We start from the raw sequence: 13,954 nt of genomic DNA, 5'->3' as shown, positions 1-13,954 counted from the left end.
CCTTGCCGGTGTGCCTGCCGGGCGTCACGCACCCGGCAGGCACACCGGTCATTCGTCCGGGCCGAGTTCGGCGGTCATCGCCCGCACCAGCGCGGGCAGCCCGATGGCCAGCGCCTGCTGCTCCTCCGGGCTCAGCGCCGCGAGCCACCGCTCGTGCCGCTGCCGCATCGCCTCGGCGATCTGGGTCGCGGCCCGCCGCCCGAGGCCGGTCAGCACCACCTTCTGGAAGCGGCGGTTGTCGGGGTCGCGGCCGCGCTCGACCCAGCCCTTCTCGGTCATACCTGCCACCAGCCGGCTGACGGTGCTCTTCTCCAGGCCCAGGTACGAGCCGAGTTCGTGCTGCACGCAGGAGCCGGTGGCCAGATAGCCCAGCGCCAGCGACTCCGAGAGCGAAGCGCCGAGTCCCGGTACGACCCGGGACGGATCGAGCACACCACGCCGTCTGAACAAGCCGTCCATCGCCAATTCCAGCACATCGTGGGGTCCGGCGTGCATTACCACCTCCGTGGGTTGCACCGAGCAACCCTGATTGCTACGCTGCCGTTCGGCAGTTGTTATGTACAACTATAAGGTCTTGCCCATGTTATCCGACCGGAGTCGCCTCCCCGCCGGGTTCCGCCCGGTGGCGACAGCGGCGGGTGCCGGGGTCGTCGTGGTGGGCGAATCGTGGGGGAGGGGTCTTCACGGTACTGAAACTGGGGGAGTTGCGACGACCCGCGCGGCGAGTCGGCGAGGGTTCGGACAGGGATCGCCGTCGACCCCGAGGCGTGCTCGGGTGTCGGAGTGGTCGTTGCCCACTCAATCACTTCTGCGACCGCAATTGACCGGACCTTGACGAAATCCGTCACTTCTTCGCCGGGGACGACAGCGGCCGGCCCCCTGGCGGAGGGGCCGGCCGCCGTCGGGCGACGTCAGGCCTCGGCCTGCACGTCCCCGATCAGATACAGGTACATCACGCTGCTGTTGACCCCGTCCACGTCCAGCAACTGGTTGACGGCGTCGTCCATGTAGCCGCTGATCCCGATGCAGGACCGGCCCATCCAGGTGGCCACCAGCGACAGGTTCTGCGCCAGGTGACCGCACTCGACGAGCACCAGGCGGTAGGCGCGCAGTCCGTACGCCAACCGCTGGTGGGTGAGGTCGGCGACCGGGAAGACCCACAGCGGGCAGTCGGCCGCCTCCAGCTTCCCGGTGGCCTTCGGGGCCGGCACCCGCGGGTCCAGCCACGGCGAGGTCTGCAGCAGCTGAGGGCTGAAGTCGCCCGCGGACAGCAGCTCCAGCGCGTGCGCCTCCGGGTCGTAGAGATAGGTGCCGCGCTCGACGCCCTCCACCTCGTGGCAGTACATCAGCAGCCGTACCGGGTAGTTGGCGCCGCCACTGGGGTAGGTCCGCACCCGGTAGGTCGCCGACGTGCCGGGCAGCTTCTTGTCGGTCGCCGTGCCCGCCGAGTAGTGCAGCAGCGTGCTCAACTCGTCCAGCGAGAAGCGTCCCTGGTAGCGGCCGTGGGTGCTGCGCCGGGCGAGCAGCACCTCGGCCAGCCCGGGACCGCCGGCGCTCGCGCCGGGAGCGGGCAGCGCGACCGTACGCCCCGTCGACCGCAACTGCTGGCGGCCCAGCACCGGCCCCACGCTCTCGTCGGCCATCTGGTCCTCGCCGCGGAAGACGAAGTATTTGCTCTGCTCGTGATAACGGCGGTCGGAGGCCTGCGCGTTGTCGGTGAAGAACGGCTCGCGCGGCCCGTCGTCCAGCAGCGCGATCGACAACAGCCAGGCCAGGTACGCCTCGTCGGCCGCGGTGACACCCAGCTGCCCGTGCAACGTGGCGTGCACCAGGGCCGAGTGGACCTCGGCGGCCGGCCGCTGCAGCAGCCCGGCCTCCGCCATGCCCGACAGCCGCCCCCAGGCGGCCGACTGCCAGGCGAACCAGCGGGCGACGGCACCGTTCGGGGCGCCGTCCGCGACGGCGTTGGGGGCGCCGGCCGCGGTACGCACCCGGTCTGCCTGCGCCAGCCAGTCCGCCTGGTTGCGGATGAAGCCCGCCTCGGCGGTGAACCGCGCCTGCATCTCGTCGGCGAGCGTGAGACCGTCGGCGCGCGCCCAGGAGCGGGTGTGGCCGCGCAGCCACTGGACCGCGTCCCGCCAGCTGCCGCCGGCCGCCAACGCGCTGGCCGTCAGCAGGTCGGCGGCGGGACGCAGCCGCCGGGCGCGCGAGCGGTGGTCGCGGATGGTGGCGATCACGTCGGCGTTGGCCGACACCCACAGCCGCTCGCCGACCGCGGCACCGCCGGGGCCGCCGTAGCGGGCCGCGTCCAGCTCGTAGGGCACCTCCCGGGTGCTGAATCCGCCGCCTGCCGCGCGCTCCAGCCGCTCGCCCAGGTCGGCGAGCTGCTTGTCCTCGGCTGCGCGCAGATGGACCAGCAGCCGCGGCTCGTCACCCGCCTCGCGGGTCGCGTACCAGTCGCAGGCCGCGTCGCCGCCCGGGCCCGGGGCGCCGGCGGCCCACGGCCGGACGGTGCCGATGAGCACGTCGTCGAGCAGCCGCGCCCGCGCTGCCGGATCGCTGCCGCCGTCCACCCCGACGGACAGTGTCCGCCAGGGCCGGCCGGCTGCCGGGGAAGTCCCCTGATTCGTCTGCCCGCTCAACTTCAGCTCCTCGCTGCCGACCCCGATGGAGACGTGGAGTCCGCGACCCGCCCGCGGCCGGGGCGGACCCCACGGGGCGAGCTTCCGGCATGGGCGGCCGGTCGTCACCGTTGAGATTGCTCGAACCGCCGGCGATCGCCGGGCTGTTCGCGGGATTCCGGCGCCGGGCGGCCCGGACGGCGAACGCCCGGCTCACCGGGCCCGGGCCCGGTCGTGCGGACCCCGGCCCGGCGAACCGGGCGGTGGCGCCCGGCGGACCGGGCGAGCGCCGTCCGGCGGACCGGACGGCGGGACAGCGGTGGAGCGTTGCGGCCGGACAGCGGTGGAGCGGGGGCTCCGCTCAGCCGACCGAGCCGCTGGGGGACTGCGCGCCGGTGGCGGGCTCGCCCTCCGCCGCGACGGCCGGGCTGCCCGCCCTGGCCTTCACCATGGTCCGGGCGCCCTGCAGCGCGGCCCGGGCGACCAGCATGATGACCAGGCCGTTGATGACGTGCAGGCCCATGACGGCGACCCCGCCGGTCGAGCTGCGTGCGTCGTCCCGGCCCCCGATGGTGTTGATCAGGATCTGGACCGGGATCAGCGCGGCGACCAGGATGGTCATACCGACCAGCTTGCGCGGGACCCGGGCGATGATCGCGGCGATGGTGGCCAGCACGGACAGCGCCGGGATGATGATCATCCCGTTCATCTTGTGCGCGTCGAAGGTGCTGTCCGTCTGCGGTTTGGTGAACGCGGCGATGCCCGCCAGGTAGAACTGCACGCCGATGGCGGCGAACAGCAGGACGCACAGGATGAAATACAGCTTTCGCATGACGGAAGCAACCTTTCGGAATGCACGGCATGCCGGGTCCCGGCCGCGGCGGAAACGACGCTAGTTATCCTTAACGACAGTGTCAAGGATAGCTGGATCAGCCCGCAATACCGGAGCGGACTCCTCGTCAGCCGCCTTGCCCGCCGGCGCCGTTCGCGCCGCCGGGGACACCGGACGCCGTCGCGGTCAGCAGCGACAGGATCGTGGTGCTCACCAGCTCGCCCGCGACATCGGCCTTGGTCCGTCCCGAGCCCACCTGCTCGGCGCCCAGGTGCATCAGCGTGTAGACGGTGGCGACCAGCCAGTCCAGCGGCAGGTCGTCGCGGAAGACGCCGTCGGCCCGGCCACGGGCCAGCAGCCGCTCGATCCGGTCGAGCACCAGCTCGGCGTAGGCGCGCAGCCGGTCCGGCGGCAGGTTCGCCGACGCCACCAGATACAGGTTCCTGTGCTGCTCGAGGACCTGCCACGACGAGCTCAGCAGCTGGGCCAGCACCTCCTGCGGCGGCCCCTGGTCGAGCGGCAGTTCGGTCAACGCCTGGTGGGTCTGCGCGAAGGCCCGCTGCAGCGCCGCGTCGATCAGGGCCTCACGGGTCGGGAAGTGCGAGTAGAGGGTGACCCGGCTGACCCCCGCGGTACGCGCGATCGCGGACATGTTGAAGTCGCCCTCGGACGGCACGCAGTTCAGGGCGGCGTCGAGGATCGCGGCGATGCTCCGCTCGGCGTCCGAGCGGCGCCGCCGTCCGGCGTCGCCGCGCCGGACGGGCGAGTGATCGTCCATGGGCATGAGGATATCCGCGCCGTCGGGCCGGTCAGTGCATCGGCATCGGGCTGTCGCCGCGTTCCAGCGGGCCCTTGGGGAGCAAGGCGGTCACCGCGACGGCCAGCGCAGCGGCGCCGATCGCCAGCACCAGGAAGGCGTGCCGGTAGCCGGTCAGCGAGGGCGCGGTCATGGCGGCCACGCTGGTGGCGGCGACCGCGGAGACCACCGCGATGCCGAGCGAGGCACCCACCTCGTGGCCGGTGTTGAAGACCCCGGAGGCCACGCCGGCGTGCTCGTGGTCGACCGAGGACAGGCCGCTGGTGGTCGCGGTGACGAAGGTCGCGCCGATGCCGACGGCCGCGAGCAGGAAGCCCGGCATGAGGGTGGACCACACCCCGCCGCCGATGCCCTTCCAGGAGATCAGGCCGAGCCCCGCGGCGGCCAGCAGCAGCGCCGCGCACGCGGTCGGGCGCGGGCCGATCCTGCTGACCTGCTCCGAGGCCAGGTGCGCGCCCACCCCGGTGGCGAAGGCGACCGGCAGGAAGACCAGGCCGACGTGCAGCGGGCCGTAGTGCTCGGCGCGCTGCAGGTAGATCGACGTGAGGTAGTAGGTGCCGAGCAGCGCGGCGGTCGCGAAAACCATGGTGCCGACGGCGCCGGGCAGCGGCGGGCGGCGGACCAGGCCGAGCGGCACCAGCGGGCTGCGCACGCTCCGCTCGATCAGCAGGAATCCGGCCGCCAGCACCACGGCGATGCCGATCGGCACCAGGGCCTGGGCCGAGCCCCAGCCCTTGTCGCCGGCCCGCACCAGACCGTAGATCAGGAAGGCGACCGTGCCGGTGCCGGTCAGGGCGCCGGGAAGGTCGAGCCGGGTGCCGGGAGTGCGCGGCCGGCCGGGAACCACCGCAAGCACGGAGGCGAAGACCAGGACGCCGACGGGCACATTGATGAAGAACGCCCACTTCCAGCCCGGCCCGGAGGTCAGCGCGCCGCCCACGACGACGCCGACGGCGGCTCCGGCGGCACCGATCGCGGCCCACACCCCGAGCGCGCGGTTGCGTGCCCTGCCGGTGAACTCGGTGGTCAGGATGGACAGTGCGGCGGGTGACAGCAGCGCGGCCCCGACACCCTGGGCGACCCTCGCGGTCAGTAACTCGGCGCCGTGGGTGGACAGGCCGGCGCCGAGCGAGGAGAGGGTGAAGACGGCGAGGCCGATCTGGAAGGAGTTGCGGCGGCCGATGCCGTCGGCGACCTGGCCGCCGAGGATCAGCAGTCCGCCGAACGCCACGGTGTAGGCCGTGATCACCCACGGCAGCGAGTCGCCGCCGAGCCCGAGCGAACTGCCGATCGACGGCAGGGCCACGTTCACCACGGAGACGTCGAGAACGGCCATGAACTGAGCGAGGCAGAGCACTACGAGTACCGGCCATCCGGCGGTCGGCGCCGCGGGCTCCTCGTGGTCGGTGTGCTGGTCGGCTGCGGTCCTACTCACCAGGGGCCTCCTTACCCTTACATATATGTTAGGTTTACCGCAGTGCGGCCGGGTGCGCAATGGCAGGGTTTTCGGCCAGCTATCCGAGCAATCTCGGAGAGCCGAGGGGACATCGCGGCGTGCCAGCATCTGAGCCGACACGAGTACGTCTCGAACGCGATAATCGATCCCTTATGCGGATTTACGCCTGCATGGCGGGGCTGTGCCATGCCGCAGAAGACGCTGTCGGGGGAGCAAAAGGGGTACGGGACATGAATTCATCCGCTGATTCCACGGCGCCCGCAGGAGTGAAGCGCCGGTCCATGCTGATCGGCACGGCGGGGGGCGCCGCTCTGGCACTGGCCGGAGCCGGCACCGCCGCCGCCGCGCCGGGCGGCTCGTCGACCGGAGCGGCGGCCCCCAAGGCCGCGGCCGACATCGACTGGGACAACGGCAACATCGTCGAGATGGTCATCGTGCCGGAGGCCGAGCCCATCATCCTGACCTACGTCGCCGGCAACGACGCGACGATCATCGTCCGGGTCACCACCCTGTTGCAGCACGCCTGGTTCGACGCGATCGCCCCCTACCACCCGACCGCGGTGGGCGTCACCAGCCGGCTGGGCCGGCGCCCCGCGTCCGAGGGCGTGACGAACCGGAACAAGAACGTCGCGATCATGTACGCCTCCCTGCGGCTGCTCAGCGGCATGATCCCCGCGGCGATCCCGCAGTGGCGCGGGCTGCTGACGAAGTACGGCCTGGACCCTGACGACACCAGCAAGGACCTCAGCACCCCGGCCGGCATCGGCAACGCGGCGGGCCAGGCGGTCATCGACAACCGGCTGCGCGACGGCATGAACCAGACCGGCGACGTGGGCCGCAAGTACCACCCGATGCCCTACCACGACTACACCGGCTACCAGCCGGTCAACACCGCCTACGAGCTGCGCGACCCCTCGCGCTGGCAGCCCAACATCGTGCCCACCGACAAGCAGGGCCAGTGGCGGGTGCAGGAGTTCATCACCCCGCAACTGCAGCACGTGCGGCCGTACACCTACTCCGACGTCAGCAAGTTCCGGCTGCCCAAGCCCGCCGCGAGCGACGTGCACAACTGGCGGCAGTACAAGGCGCAGGCCGACGAGATCCTCGCGTACTCCGCCGGGCTGACGGACGAGCAGAAGATGATCGCCGAGACCTTCGACGACAAGTTCATGGCGCTCGGCATCTCGGTCGGCATGGCCGGCGCGGAGCGGAACCTGCCGTTCGACGACTGGTTCCACTTCCACATGATCACCGCGGTCGCCGTCTTCGACGCCCTGATCGCCGCCTGGTACAACAAGAACGTCTGGGACGCGATCCGCCCGATCAACGCCATCCGGCACATCTACGGGGACAACAAGGTGCGCGCCTGGGGCGGCCCCGGACTGGGCACGGTCAGCATGAAGGCCACCGAGTGGTCCAGCTACCTGACCATCCCCGACCACGTCGAGTTCCCCTCGGGCTCCACGACGCTCTACCACGCACACTCGCAGTCCGCGGCGCGCTTCCTCGGCACCGACGCCATCGACCTGCACTTCCCCTTCGCGAAGGGCTCGTCGATCATCGAGCCGGGCATCACGCCCTCGCAGGACTTCGAGCTGCACTTCACCACCTGGTCGGACTTCGCGAGCGTGGGCGGTATGAGCCGCGCCTACGGCGGCGTGCACTTCCTCGGCGCGATCAGGGCGGGCGAGAAGATCGGCCCGAAGTTCGGCGACCTCGCCTACGAGTTCGTCACGAAGTACGTCAACGGCCAGGTGTGACCGGTCCGGAGCGCGACCGGCCGCGGGCCGCCCGACTTTCCCTGCTGTCCTTCTTTCCGACTCACGACAATCGAGGTCAGATGGCAATCCGTCAGTTCATGTCGACCGGCCGCAGCGCGATCATCGTCGCCGCGACGGCCATGGCAGCCGTCGTCGGGATCGCCCTCCCGGCGAGCGCCCACACCCCGGTGATCCTCACCGACCACGACCGGGTGCCGCTGCTGGCCCCGCTGGTCAAGGACGGCACCGACCCGATGGGCCTGTACGGCGTGGTCAACCAGGCGAACGACGTGCGCTCGGCGCAGCTGCGCTTCACTGCGGGCCAGGAGGTCAGCATCGCCCTGCTGGTGCCCGACCAGGCGCCGGAGAACGCCCTGACGCCCGCGCAGCTGCCGACGGTGACCGTGATCGACCCGAAGCTCCACGTCACCCAGCTGACGCCGTCGTTGCGGGTCCCGATCACCGACGAGGACAGCGGCAACAACTTCCTGCTGCTGCTGAGCTACGACACCACGGCCGTCTCCGGGACCTACTCGGTGATCGTCTCCAGCCACGCCCCGGAGCGGTTCGCGCTGTCCACCGGGATCGAGAGCGAGGAGTTCCACGGCATCGCCCGCGGCTCGGTGGCCACCGAGGAAGAGGTCAGCGACTGGTACAACACCCCGCCGGCGATCGCCCACCACCACGGCTAGCCTAGGGGGCCCGGCCGGCGGCCGATGACCCCCTGACTCGTCGGTCGCCCTCCGTCCGCAACCCGCTCCCGAGGCGGGTTGCGGACTGCGGCATGTCCGCACCCCTTCCGCCTTCCGGCGCTGCCCCCCGACCTTCCGAACCGCGAGACAGGAACGAAGACACCCCCAGTGACCGCAAACCTGATCACCTTTGACCTCGTCGCCGTCGTGCTCACCGCGGCGGCCTGGCTGGCGGCCGGGACCACCGCGGCCTCCCGCCGTTCCTTACCGGCCCTTGCACTCACCGCCCTCGGCCTGCTGCTGACGGTGGCGCGCGTCGGCCTGACCGTGGTGCTCGGCACCACCGGCGGCTGGTGGTTCGTCCAGGAGAAGGCGGTACTGGAGCTGCCGCTGCAGTGCCTGACCGCTGCCGCCGCCGTCGCTATGAGCGCGTCCCGGCTCACCCGGGCGGCCAGAGCGCGCGCCGCGCTCGACGGCGACACCTCGCCGGTGGCCGTACCGCTGTTCACCGCCGGATACGCGGCGGCCGCCGGACTCGTCGTCACCCTGCTGATCGGCTACCCGGCGACCGTGGCCGTCGCGCTGGTCACCGTCGCCGTGGTGGCCCTCGCGGCCCTGGTCACCTGGCGGCTGCTGGACAGCAGGCCGCGCGGGGTGCGGCTGAGCGTCGGGGGGACGGCCGTCGTGGTCGGCCTGGTCGGCGCGCTGACCACCTTCGCGGGCAGCCCGAAGACCGACGCCGGCGGCGGCCCCGCGATCAGCTATCCGGCGGCCTCCGGAGTGTCGGTGGCCGGCTACACCGGCCCGGCCGCGCCGAGCCCGGGCGGCACCGTCCGCCAGTACGGGCTGACCGCCCGCACCGCGACCATCACGCTCGCGTCCGGCAAGCGGGTGGCCGCCTGGACGTTCAACGGCCAGGTGCCCGGACCGCCGATCACCGCCGTACAGGGCGACCTGGTCGAGGTCACCCTGCACAACGCCGACATCACCGCGGGCGTGTCGATCCACTGGCACGGCTACGACGTCCCCGCGGCCGAGGACGGCGCCGCCGGGCTGACCCAGGACCCGGTGGCGCCCGGGCACACCTTCGTCTACCGCTTCCTCGCCGAGCAGGTGGGCACGTACTGGTACCACACCCACCAGGACTCCGACCAGGGCGTGCAGAAGGGCCTCTACGGCTCGCTGGTGGTCACCCCGCGAAAGGCGCCGGCCACGCACACCGACCTGACCCTGCCCTTCCACACCTTCGGCGGCACCCCCGTCATCGGCGCCCACGACGGCGTGGAGACCCGGCAGGCCGCGCCCGGCAGCCCGGTGCGGCTGCGGCTGATCAACACCGACAACGTCACCCACCGCTTCACCCTCGCCGGCGCCCCCTACCGGCTCGTCGCGGCCGACGGCAACGACCTCAACGGACCTGGCACGCTGACCAGGACCGCGCTGAGCCTGGCCGCCGGGGGCCGGTACGACCTGGCACTGACCATGCCGGCCGGCTCGGTCGCCCTGCTGGCCGACGACGACAGGGCCGGCGGCCTGCGGCTCGTGGCAGGCGGCGGCAAGGCGGCCCCGCCGCCCGACACCACCGCCTGGCCGGAGCTGGACCTGACCTCCTACGGCAGGCCCGCCGCCGGGCCGATCACCGCCGGGAGCGACTTCGACCGCCGCTTCACCCTGGTGCTCGACCGTGGCCTGTCGCTGTCCGGCCCCACCAAGGGCCGCGACTGGACGGTCAACGGCCACGCCTTCCCCGATGTGCCGGCCCTGGTGGTGCGCAAGGGGGACCTGGTGGAGATGACGGTGGTCAACCGCAGCCTGAACACCCACCCGTGGCATCTGCACGGCCACTCGGTCCAGGTGCTGTCCAGGAACGGCGACGCGGTGACCGGCAGCCCGCTCAAGCTCGACACCTTCGACGTGCGGCCGGGCGAGGTGTGGAAGGTGGCCTTCACCGCCGACAACCCCGGCCTGTGGATGGTGCACTGCCACAACCTGGTGCACGCCGGCCAGGGCATGTCGCTGACCCTCGCCTACGAGGGGATCACCGACCCGTTCGACATGGCGGGCATGCACGGCGACTGACCGGCCCGGGGCCCCTCGTGACTCCGCCCGCCGGCGCGGATCTGCCGCATCGGCGGGCGGAGACGTTTGAGGGGCGGCGGCCGCTCAGGCGCAGGACCTGATGGACCGCCTGCCGATCCACACCGCGACGACCGCGAGGGCGAACTCGGCGGCCACCAGGATCCAGCCGGCCCGGTAGCCGCCCCGGCCGTCCGACAGCAGCCCGAAGGCGCTCGGGCCGAGCACGAAGCCGGCGAAGAAGCCCATCGAGACCAGGCCCGAGGCATGGCCGGTGCGCCCGAAACCGCTGCCCTGGGTCACCGCGACCATGGTCACCGCGTTGGCGGCCGCCGCCGAACCGCCGAGGCCCACCGCGCCCGCCCAGACCAGCCAGTGGCCGCTGGTGGCCGCCGGGATCAGCGCGGCGAAGACGATCGCGGTCAGCGCCAGCACCAGCAGCGACTTGGGGATGTCGGTCATCCGGTTGGCGTAGCGCGACCACAGCAGCCGCGAGGCGACGCCGGAGACGCCGATCGCCGAGATCAGCGCGCCGGCCTCGGTGCTGCTCAGGCCGAGGCGTTCGTGCGCGTAAAGGGCGAGGTAGGTGTTGAGCGAGGCGAGCCCGGCGCCGATGAAGAGCGAGTAGCCCATCAGCCACTGGGTGGCCCGGTTCGGCGGGGCCGGCAGCGCGAACGCCTTGCCAGGCGGCCCCGCCTGGTCGCGCGGCAGGGCGACCGCAGCCAGGGAGGCCGCGGCGGCGATCGGCACCACCAGCAGCACCGCGGTACGCCACGAGGTCGCCCGGGCCAGGCTCGGCAGGGCCAGGCCGGCGATGAGCGCCGCCAGCGGCACCCCCGACTGCTTGACGCCGATGGCGAACGCCCGCTTGGCGGGCGGCACATGGGCGGCGATCAGCTTGTTGGTCGACGGGTTGGACAGCGACTGCGGTATGCCGGCGATCAGCACCGCTATCAGCAGCAGCCAGTACGTGTGCCCGGCCGCGACCAGGGCGAAGTCCACCGCTATCAGCGCCGAGAGCAGGATGAACGCCCGCCTGGCGCCGAAGGTGTCGGTGAAGTGCCCCGCGAAGAGCGACAGCACGGTCGCGGTGCCGAACGCCGCCGAGGTCAGCAGGCCCAGTTCGGACTTGGTGATGTGCAGGTCCGCGATCACGAAGGGCGCGAGCGAGCCGATGGTGTAGAGGATGAACATCGAAAGACCCATGCCCCCGGCGAGCAGCGGCACCAGAACCCGTGGCGTCGCCTTGGCCGGTGCGGCGGCTTTCTGTGCCGAGTCGGTGGTCATGTGTGTCAGGCTGGCCTCGCGGCGCCCGCTCCTCCACTCCTGGATTGCTCCTGGACCGCGTACTCGTGAGCGCGGCCCCACGACAGGCGGGACCGCCGTCGTCCAGCGGGGTCCCGCCCGATCCGCGGGCTCAGAGCCCGCCGGGCAGACCGTCGCCGCTCAGCGCGGCCAGGTCGCTCTTGCGCATCTTGATCACGAACAGCGAGATCAGGAAGGCGACTCCGATGATCACCACCCCGGCCAGATACGCGGTGGTGACCCCGTGGGTGAGCACCGCGTCGGCCCACTTCGCGGGCAGCGCACCGGTCTTGGCGAACGCGGACTTCTGCTGCGGGGTGCCGGTCGCCAGGAAGTCCCCGGCCTGCTTCCTGCCCTCGCTGCGGCTGGCCGAGCCGAAGACGGTCACCAGGATGGACAGCCCGAGCGCGCCGCCCACCCCCTGCATCGCGTTGAGCAGCCCGGAGGCGGCGCCGACCTGCTGCTGCGCGATACCGGAGACCGCGGTCAGGGTGAGGGTGACGAAGGTCAGGCCGAGGCCGAGTCCGAAGACGATCATCGGCCCCATCACCCCGGTGACGTAACTGCTGTCCGGCGCGATCTGGGTGAACCACACCATGGCCACGGTGGTGATCGCGGTGCCCGAGATCAGGAAGGGCTTCGGGCCGAACTTGGGCAGCAGCTTCTGGGCGAGCGTCGCGGCCACGCCGATCGCGCCGGTCACCGGCAGGAAGCCAAGACCGGTCTTGATGGCGCTGTAGTCCAGCACGTTCTGCACGTAGAGCACCAGGAAGAAGACCAGCCCCAGCAGGCAGCCGCCGAGGCTGAGCATGATCACGTAGCTGCCGGCCCGGTTGCGGTCGGCGAACAGCGACAGGGGGGTGATGGGGTTGCGGGTCCTGCGTTCCTGCACCACGAACAGCGAGAGCAGCACGACGGCGGCGACGAACGCGCTGATCGTCCAGCCGTCCCGCCAGCCGTCGTCGGCGGCGCGGATGAAGCCGTAGACCAGCGAGGCCATGCCGAGCGTGGAGGTCAGTGCGCCCGGCACGTCGAAGCGGCTCGGTTGCTTCTCCGACTCGTCGATGTACAGCGGGGCGAGCAGCGCCACGGCCAGGCCGATCGGCAGGTTGACGAAGAAGACCCAGCGCCAGTCCAGCCACTGCACCAGGATGCCGCCGGCCAGCAGGCCGATCGCCCCGCCGCCGCCGGAGACGGCCGCGTAGATGCCGAACGCCTTGGTGCGCGCCGGGCCTTCGGGGAAGGTGGTGGTGATGAGCGCCAGCGACGTGGGCGAGGCGATGGCGCCGCCGACGCCCTGGACGGCCCGGGCGGCGAGCAGTTGCCAGGGTTCCTGTGCGAGCCCCGCCGCCAGCGAGGCGAGGGTGAACAGCGTGATGCCCGCGATGAAGACCTGGCGGCGGCCGAGAATGTCGCCGGCCCGGCCGCCGAGCAGCAACAGCCCGCCGAATGTCAGGGTATAGGCGTTGACCACCCAGGAAAGGCCCGAGGTGGAGAAGTCCAGCGCCTTTTGGATGTGCGGGTTGGCGATGTTCACAATCGTTGAATCGAGAACCACCATCAGCTGGCAGGTCACGATCACCGCGAGCGCGATACCGGGTCGCCCCGCACGGCGGGCGGCGCCCCTGGTCGAAGGCACCGATAACTGATCGGTAGTCAAGGCAGCTCCCAGTTGTGATCCGGCGATTCCGGACGGAACAGATCACAGTCAGCCTGACACCGTAACCGTACCGGGCGCCAGTTGCACCGGCCAACTCCGGTGAAAAATTGAGCAATCGTGGCGATGATCGAGCTGCCGCACCGGGCGAGACTCGAAGTCCCCGCCGCGGGGTCCCGCGGCACGGCAGCGCCCCCCGGAAGGATCACCATGTCGGAGCAGATCAAGGAGCTGGTCGGCAAGCTCTACGACGGCCTGGCCAAGGCGGACGTCGAGGCGATCGTCGCCCTGTTCGACCCCTCGGTGGAGATCGAGACCCCGCCGTCGCTGCCCTGGTCGCGGGGCAGCTACTCCGGAATCGACGGCGCCGTCGCCTACTTCACCAGCGCCCTGGAGTACCTGGAGGAGACCGGTTTCTCGGTCGACGAGGTGCGCGTCGACGGCGACTGGGCCGCGGCCATCGGCGACTGGACCGGCCGCTTCCGCGCCTCCGGCGGGGAGTTCAACGTGCGCTTCGTGCACTTCTGGCTCTTCCGCGACGGAAAGGTCGTCAAGGGCTCCGGGATCTCCGACACGGTCGGCATCGTGCGGGCCTACGCACCCGACTCGGTACCTTCCGCGGGCTGACACTCCTTTCGTTTTGCCGCCCCTTTATTTCACCTCGCTGAAGTGTGCGGGGACATCAGAGCAATGCGGAAGTCGCAGCCCGGTGTCCGGGTGCCTACGATCGGCACACGG

Annotated in this window: 11 protein-coding genes; 4 read left to right on the top strand and 7 right to left on the bottom strand. The window is 71.4% G+C overall.

The genetic code is table 11. The annotated features are described in order from the left end of the window. Positions 1-48 precede the first annotated feature (48 nt). From OG702_RS01875 to OG702_RS01855, 5 genes are all read right to left on the bottom strand, one after another. Positions 49-495 carry a MarR family winged helix-turn-helix transcriptional regulator gene (locus OG702_RS01875; protein WP_327287081.1) on the bottom strand — a complete coding sequence of 149 codons (447 nt, stop codon included), beginning with the start codon at positions 493-495 and terminating at the stop codon, positions 49-51. Positions 496-911: 416 nt separating this feature from the next. Continuing rightward, the gene (locus OG702_RS01870; RefSeq protein ID WP_327287080.1) at positions 912-2,642 is read right to left on the bottom strand and encodes a SagB family peptide dehydrogenase; all 1,731 of its coding nucleotides are present in this window, start codon (positions 2,640-2,642) and stop codon (positions 912-914) included. A 340-nt stretch (positions 2,643-2,982) separates the two neighbouring features. Further along, the gene (locus OG702_RS01865; RefSeq protein ID WP_327287079.1) at positions 2,983-3,453 is read right to left on the bottom strand and encodes a DUF6220 domain-containing protein; all 471 of its coding nucleotides are present in this window, start codon (positions 3,451-3,453) and stop codon (positions 2,983-2,985) included. Positions 3,454-3,580: 127 nt separating this feature from the next. After that, on the bottom strand, positions 3,581-4,231 hold the full coding sequence (locus tag OG702_RS01860) for a TetR/AcrR family transcriptional regulator (protein ID WP_327287077.1): 651 nt from the start codon (positions 4,229-4,231) through the stop codon (positions 3,581-3,583). A gap of 31 nt (positions 4,232-4,262) precedes the next feature. Continuing rightward, complete coding sequence (locus OG702_RS01855) at positions 4,263-5,705, bottom strand: MFS transporter (protein ID WP_327287076.1); 1,443 nt, start codon at positions 5,703-5,705, stop codon at positions 4,263-4,265. Between the two features lie 302 nt (positions 5,706-6,007). Between OG702_RS01855 and OG702_RS01850 the strand changes: the two genes are divergently transcribed. From OG702_RS01850 to OG702_RS01840, 3 genes are all read left to right on the top strand, one after another. Continuing rightward, a complete protein-coding gene (locus tag OG702_RS01850; RefSeq protein WP_327287075.1) occupies positions 6,008-7,486 on the top strand; it encodes a DUF6851 domain-containing protein in 1,479 nt (492 codons plus the stop codon). An 80-nt stretch (positions 7,487-7,566) separates the two neighbouring features. After that, the gene (locus OG702_RS01845) at positions 7,567-8,178 is read left to right on the top strand and encodes a hypothetical protein (RefSeq protein ID WP_327287074.1); all 612 of its coding nucleotides are present in this window, start codon (positions 7,567-7,569) and stop codon (positions 8,176-8,178) included. A 168-nt stretch (positions 8,179-8,346) separates the two neighbouring features. Beyond that, on the top strand, positions 8,347-10,257 hold the full coding sequence (locus OG702_RS01840; protein ID WP_327287073.1) for a multicopper oxidase family protein: 1,911 nt from the start codon (positions 8,347-8,349) through the stop codon (positions 10,255-10,257). Positions 10,258-10,341: 84 nt separating this feature from the next. Here the strand turns inward: OG702_RS01840 and OG702_RS01835 are convergent, their stop codons facing one another. Both OG702_RS01835 and OG702_RS01830 read right to left on the bottom strand, forming a co-directional pair. Continuing rightward, complete coding sequence (locus OG702_RS01835) at positions 10,342-11,541, bottom strand: MFS transporter (protein WP_327287072.1); 1,200 nt, start codon at positions 11,539-11,541, stop codon at positions 10,342-10,344. Between the two features lie 130 nt (positions 11,542-11,671). Then, positions 11,672-13,219 (bottom strand): MFS transporter, encoded by a 1,548-nt coding sequence (locus OG702_RS01830; RefSeq protein ID WP_442814275.1) that lies wholly within the window; start codon positions 13,217-13,219, stop codon positions 11,672-11,674. Between the two features lie 207 nt (positions 13,220-13,426). Here OG702_RS01830 and OG702_RS01825 point away from each other — a divergent pair, with 207 nt between their 5' ends. Further along, complete coding sequence (locus OG702_RS01825) at positions 13,427-13,843, top strand: nuclear transport factor 2 family protein (RefSeq protein WP_327287070.1); 417 nt, start codon at positions 13,427-13,429, stop codon at positions 13,841-13,843. Positions 13,844-13,954 lie beyond the last annotated feature (111 nt).

Source organism: Streptomyces sp. NBC_01198, from assembly GCF_036010485.1.
Lineage (GTDB): Bacteria > Actinomycetota > Actinomycetes > Streptomycetales > Streptomycetaceae > Actinacidiphila.
Note: the sequence above shows the minus strand (reverse complement) of the source record. Positions and strands in the feature narration are given on the sequence as shown.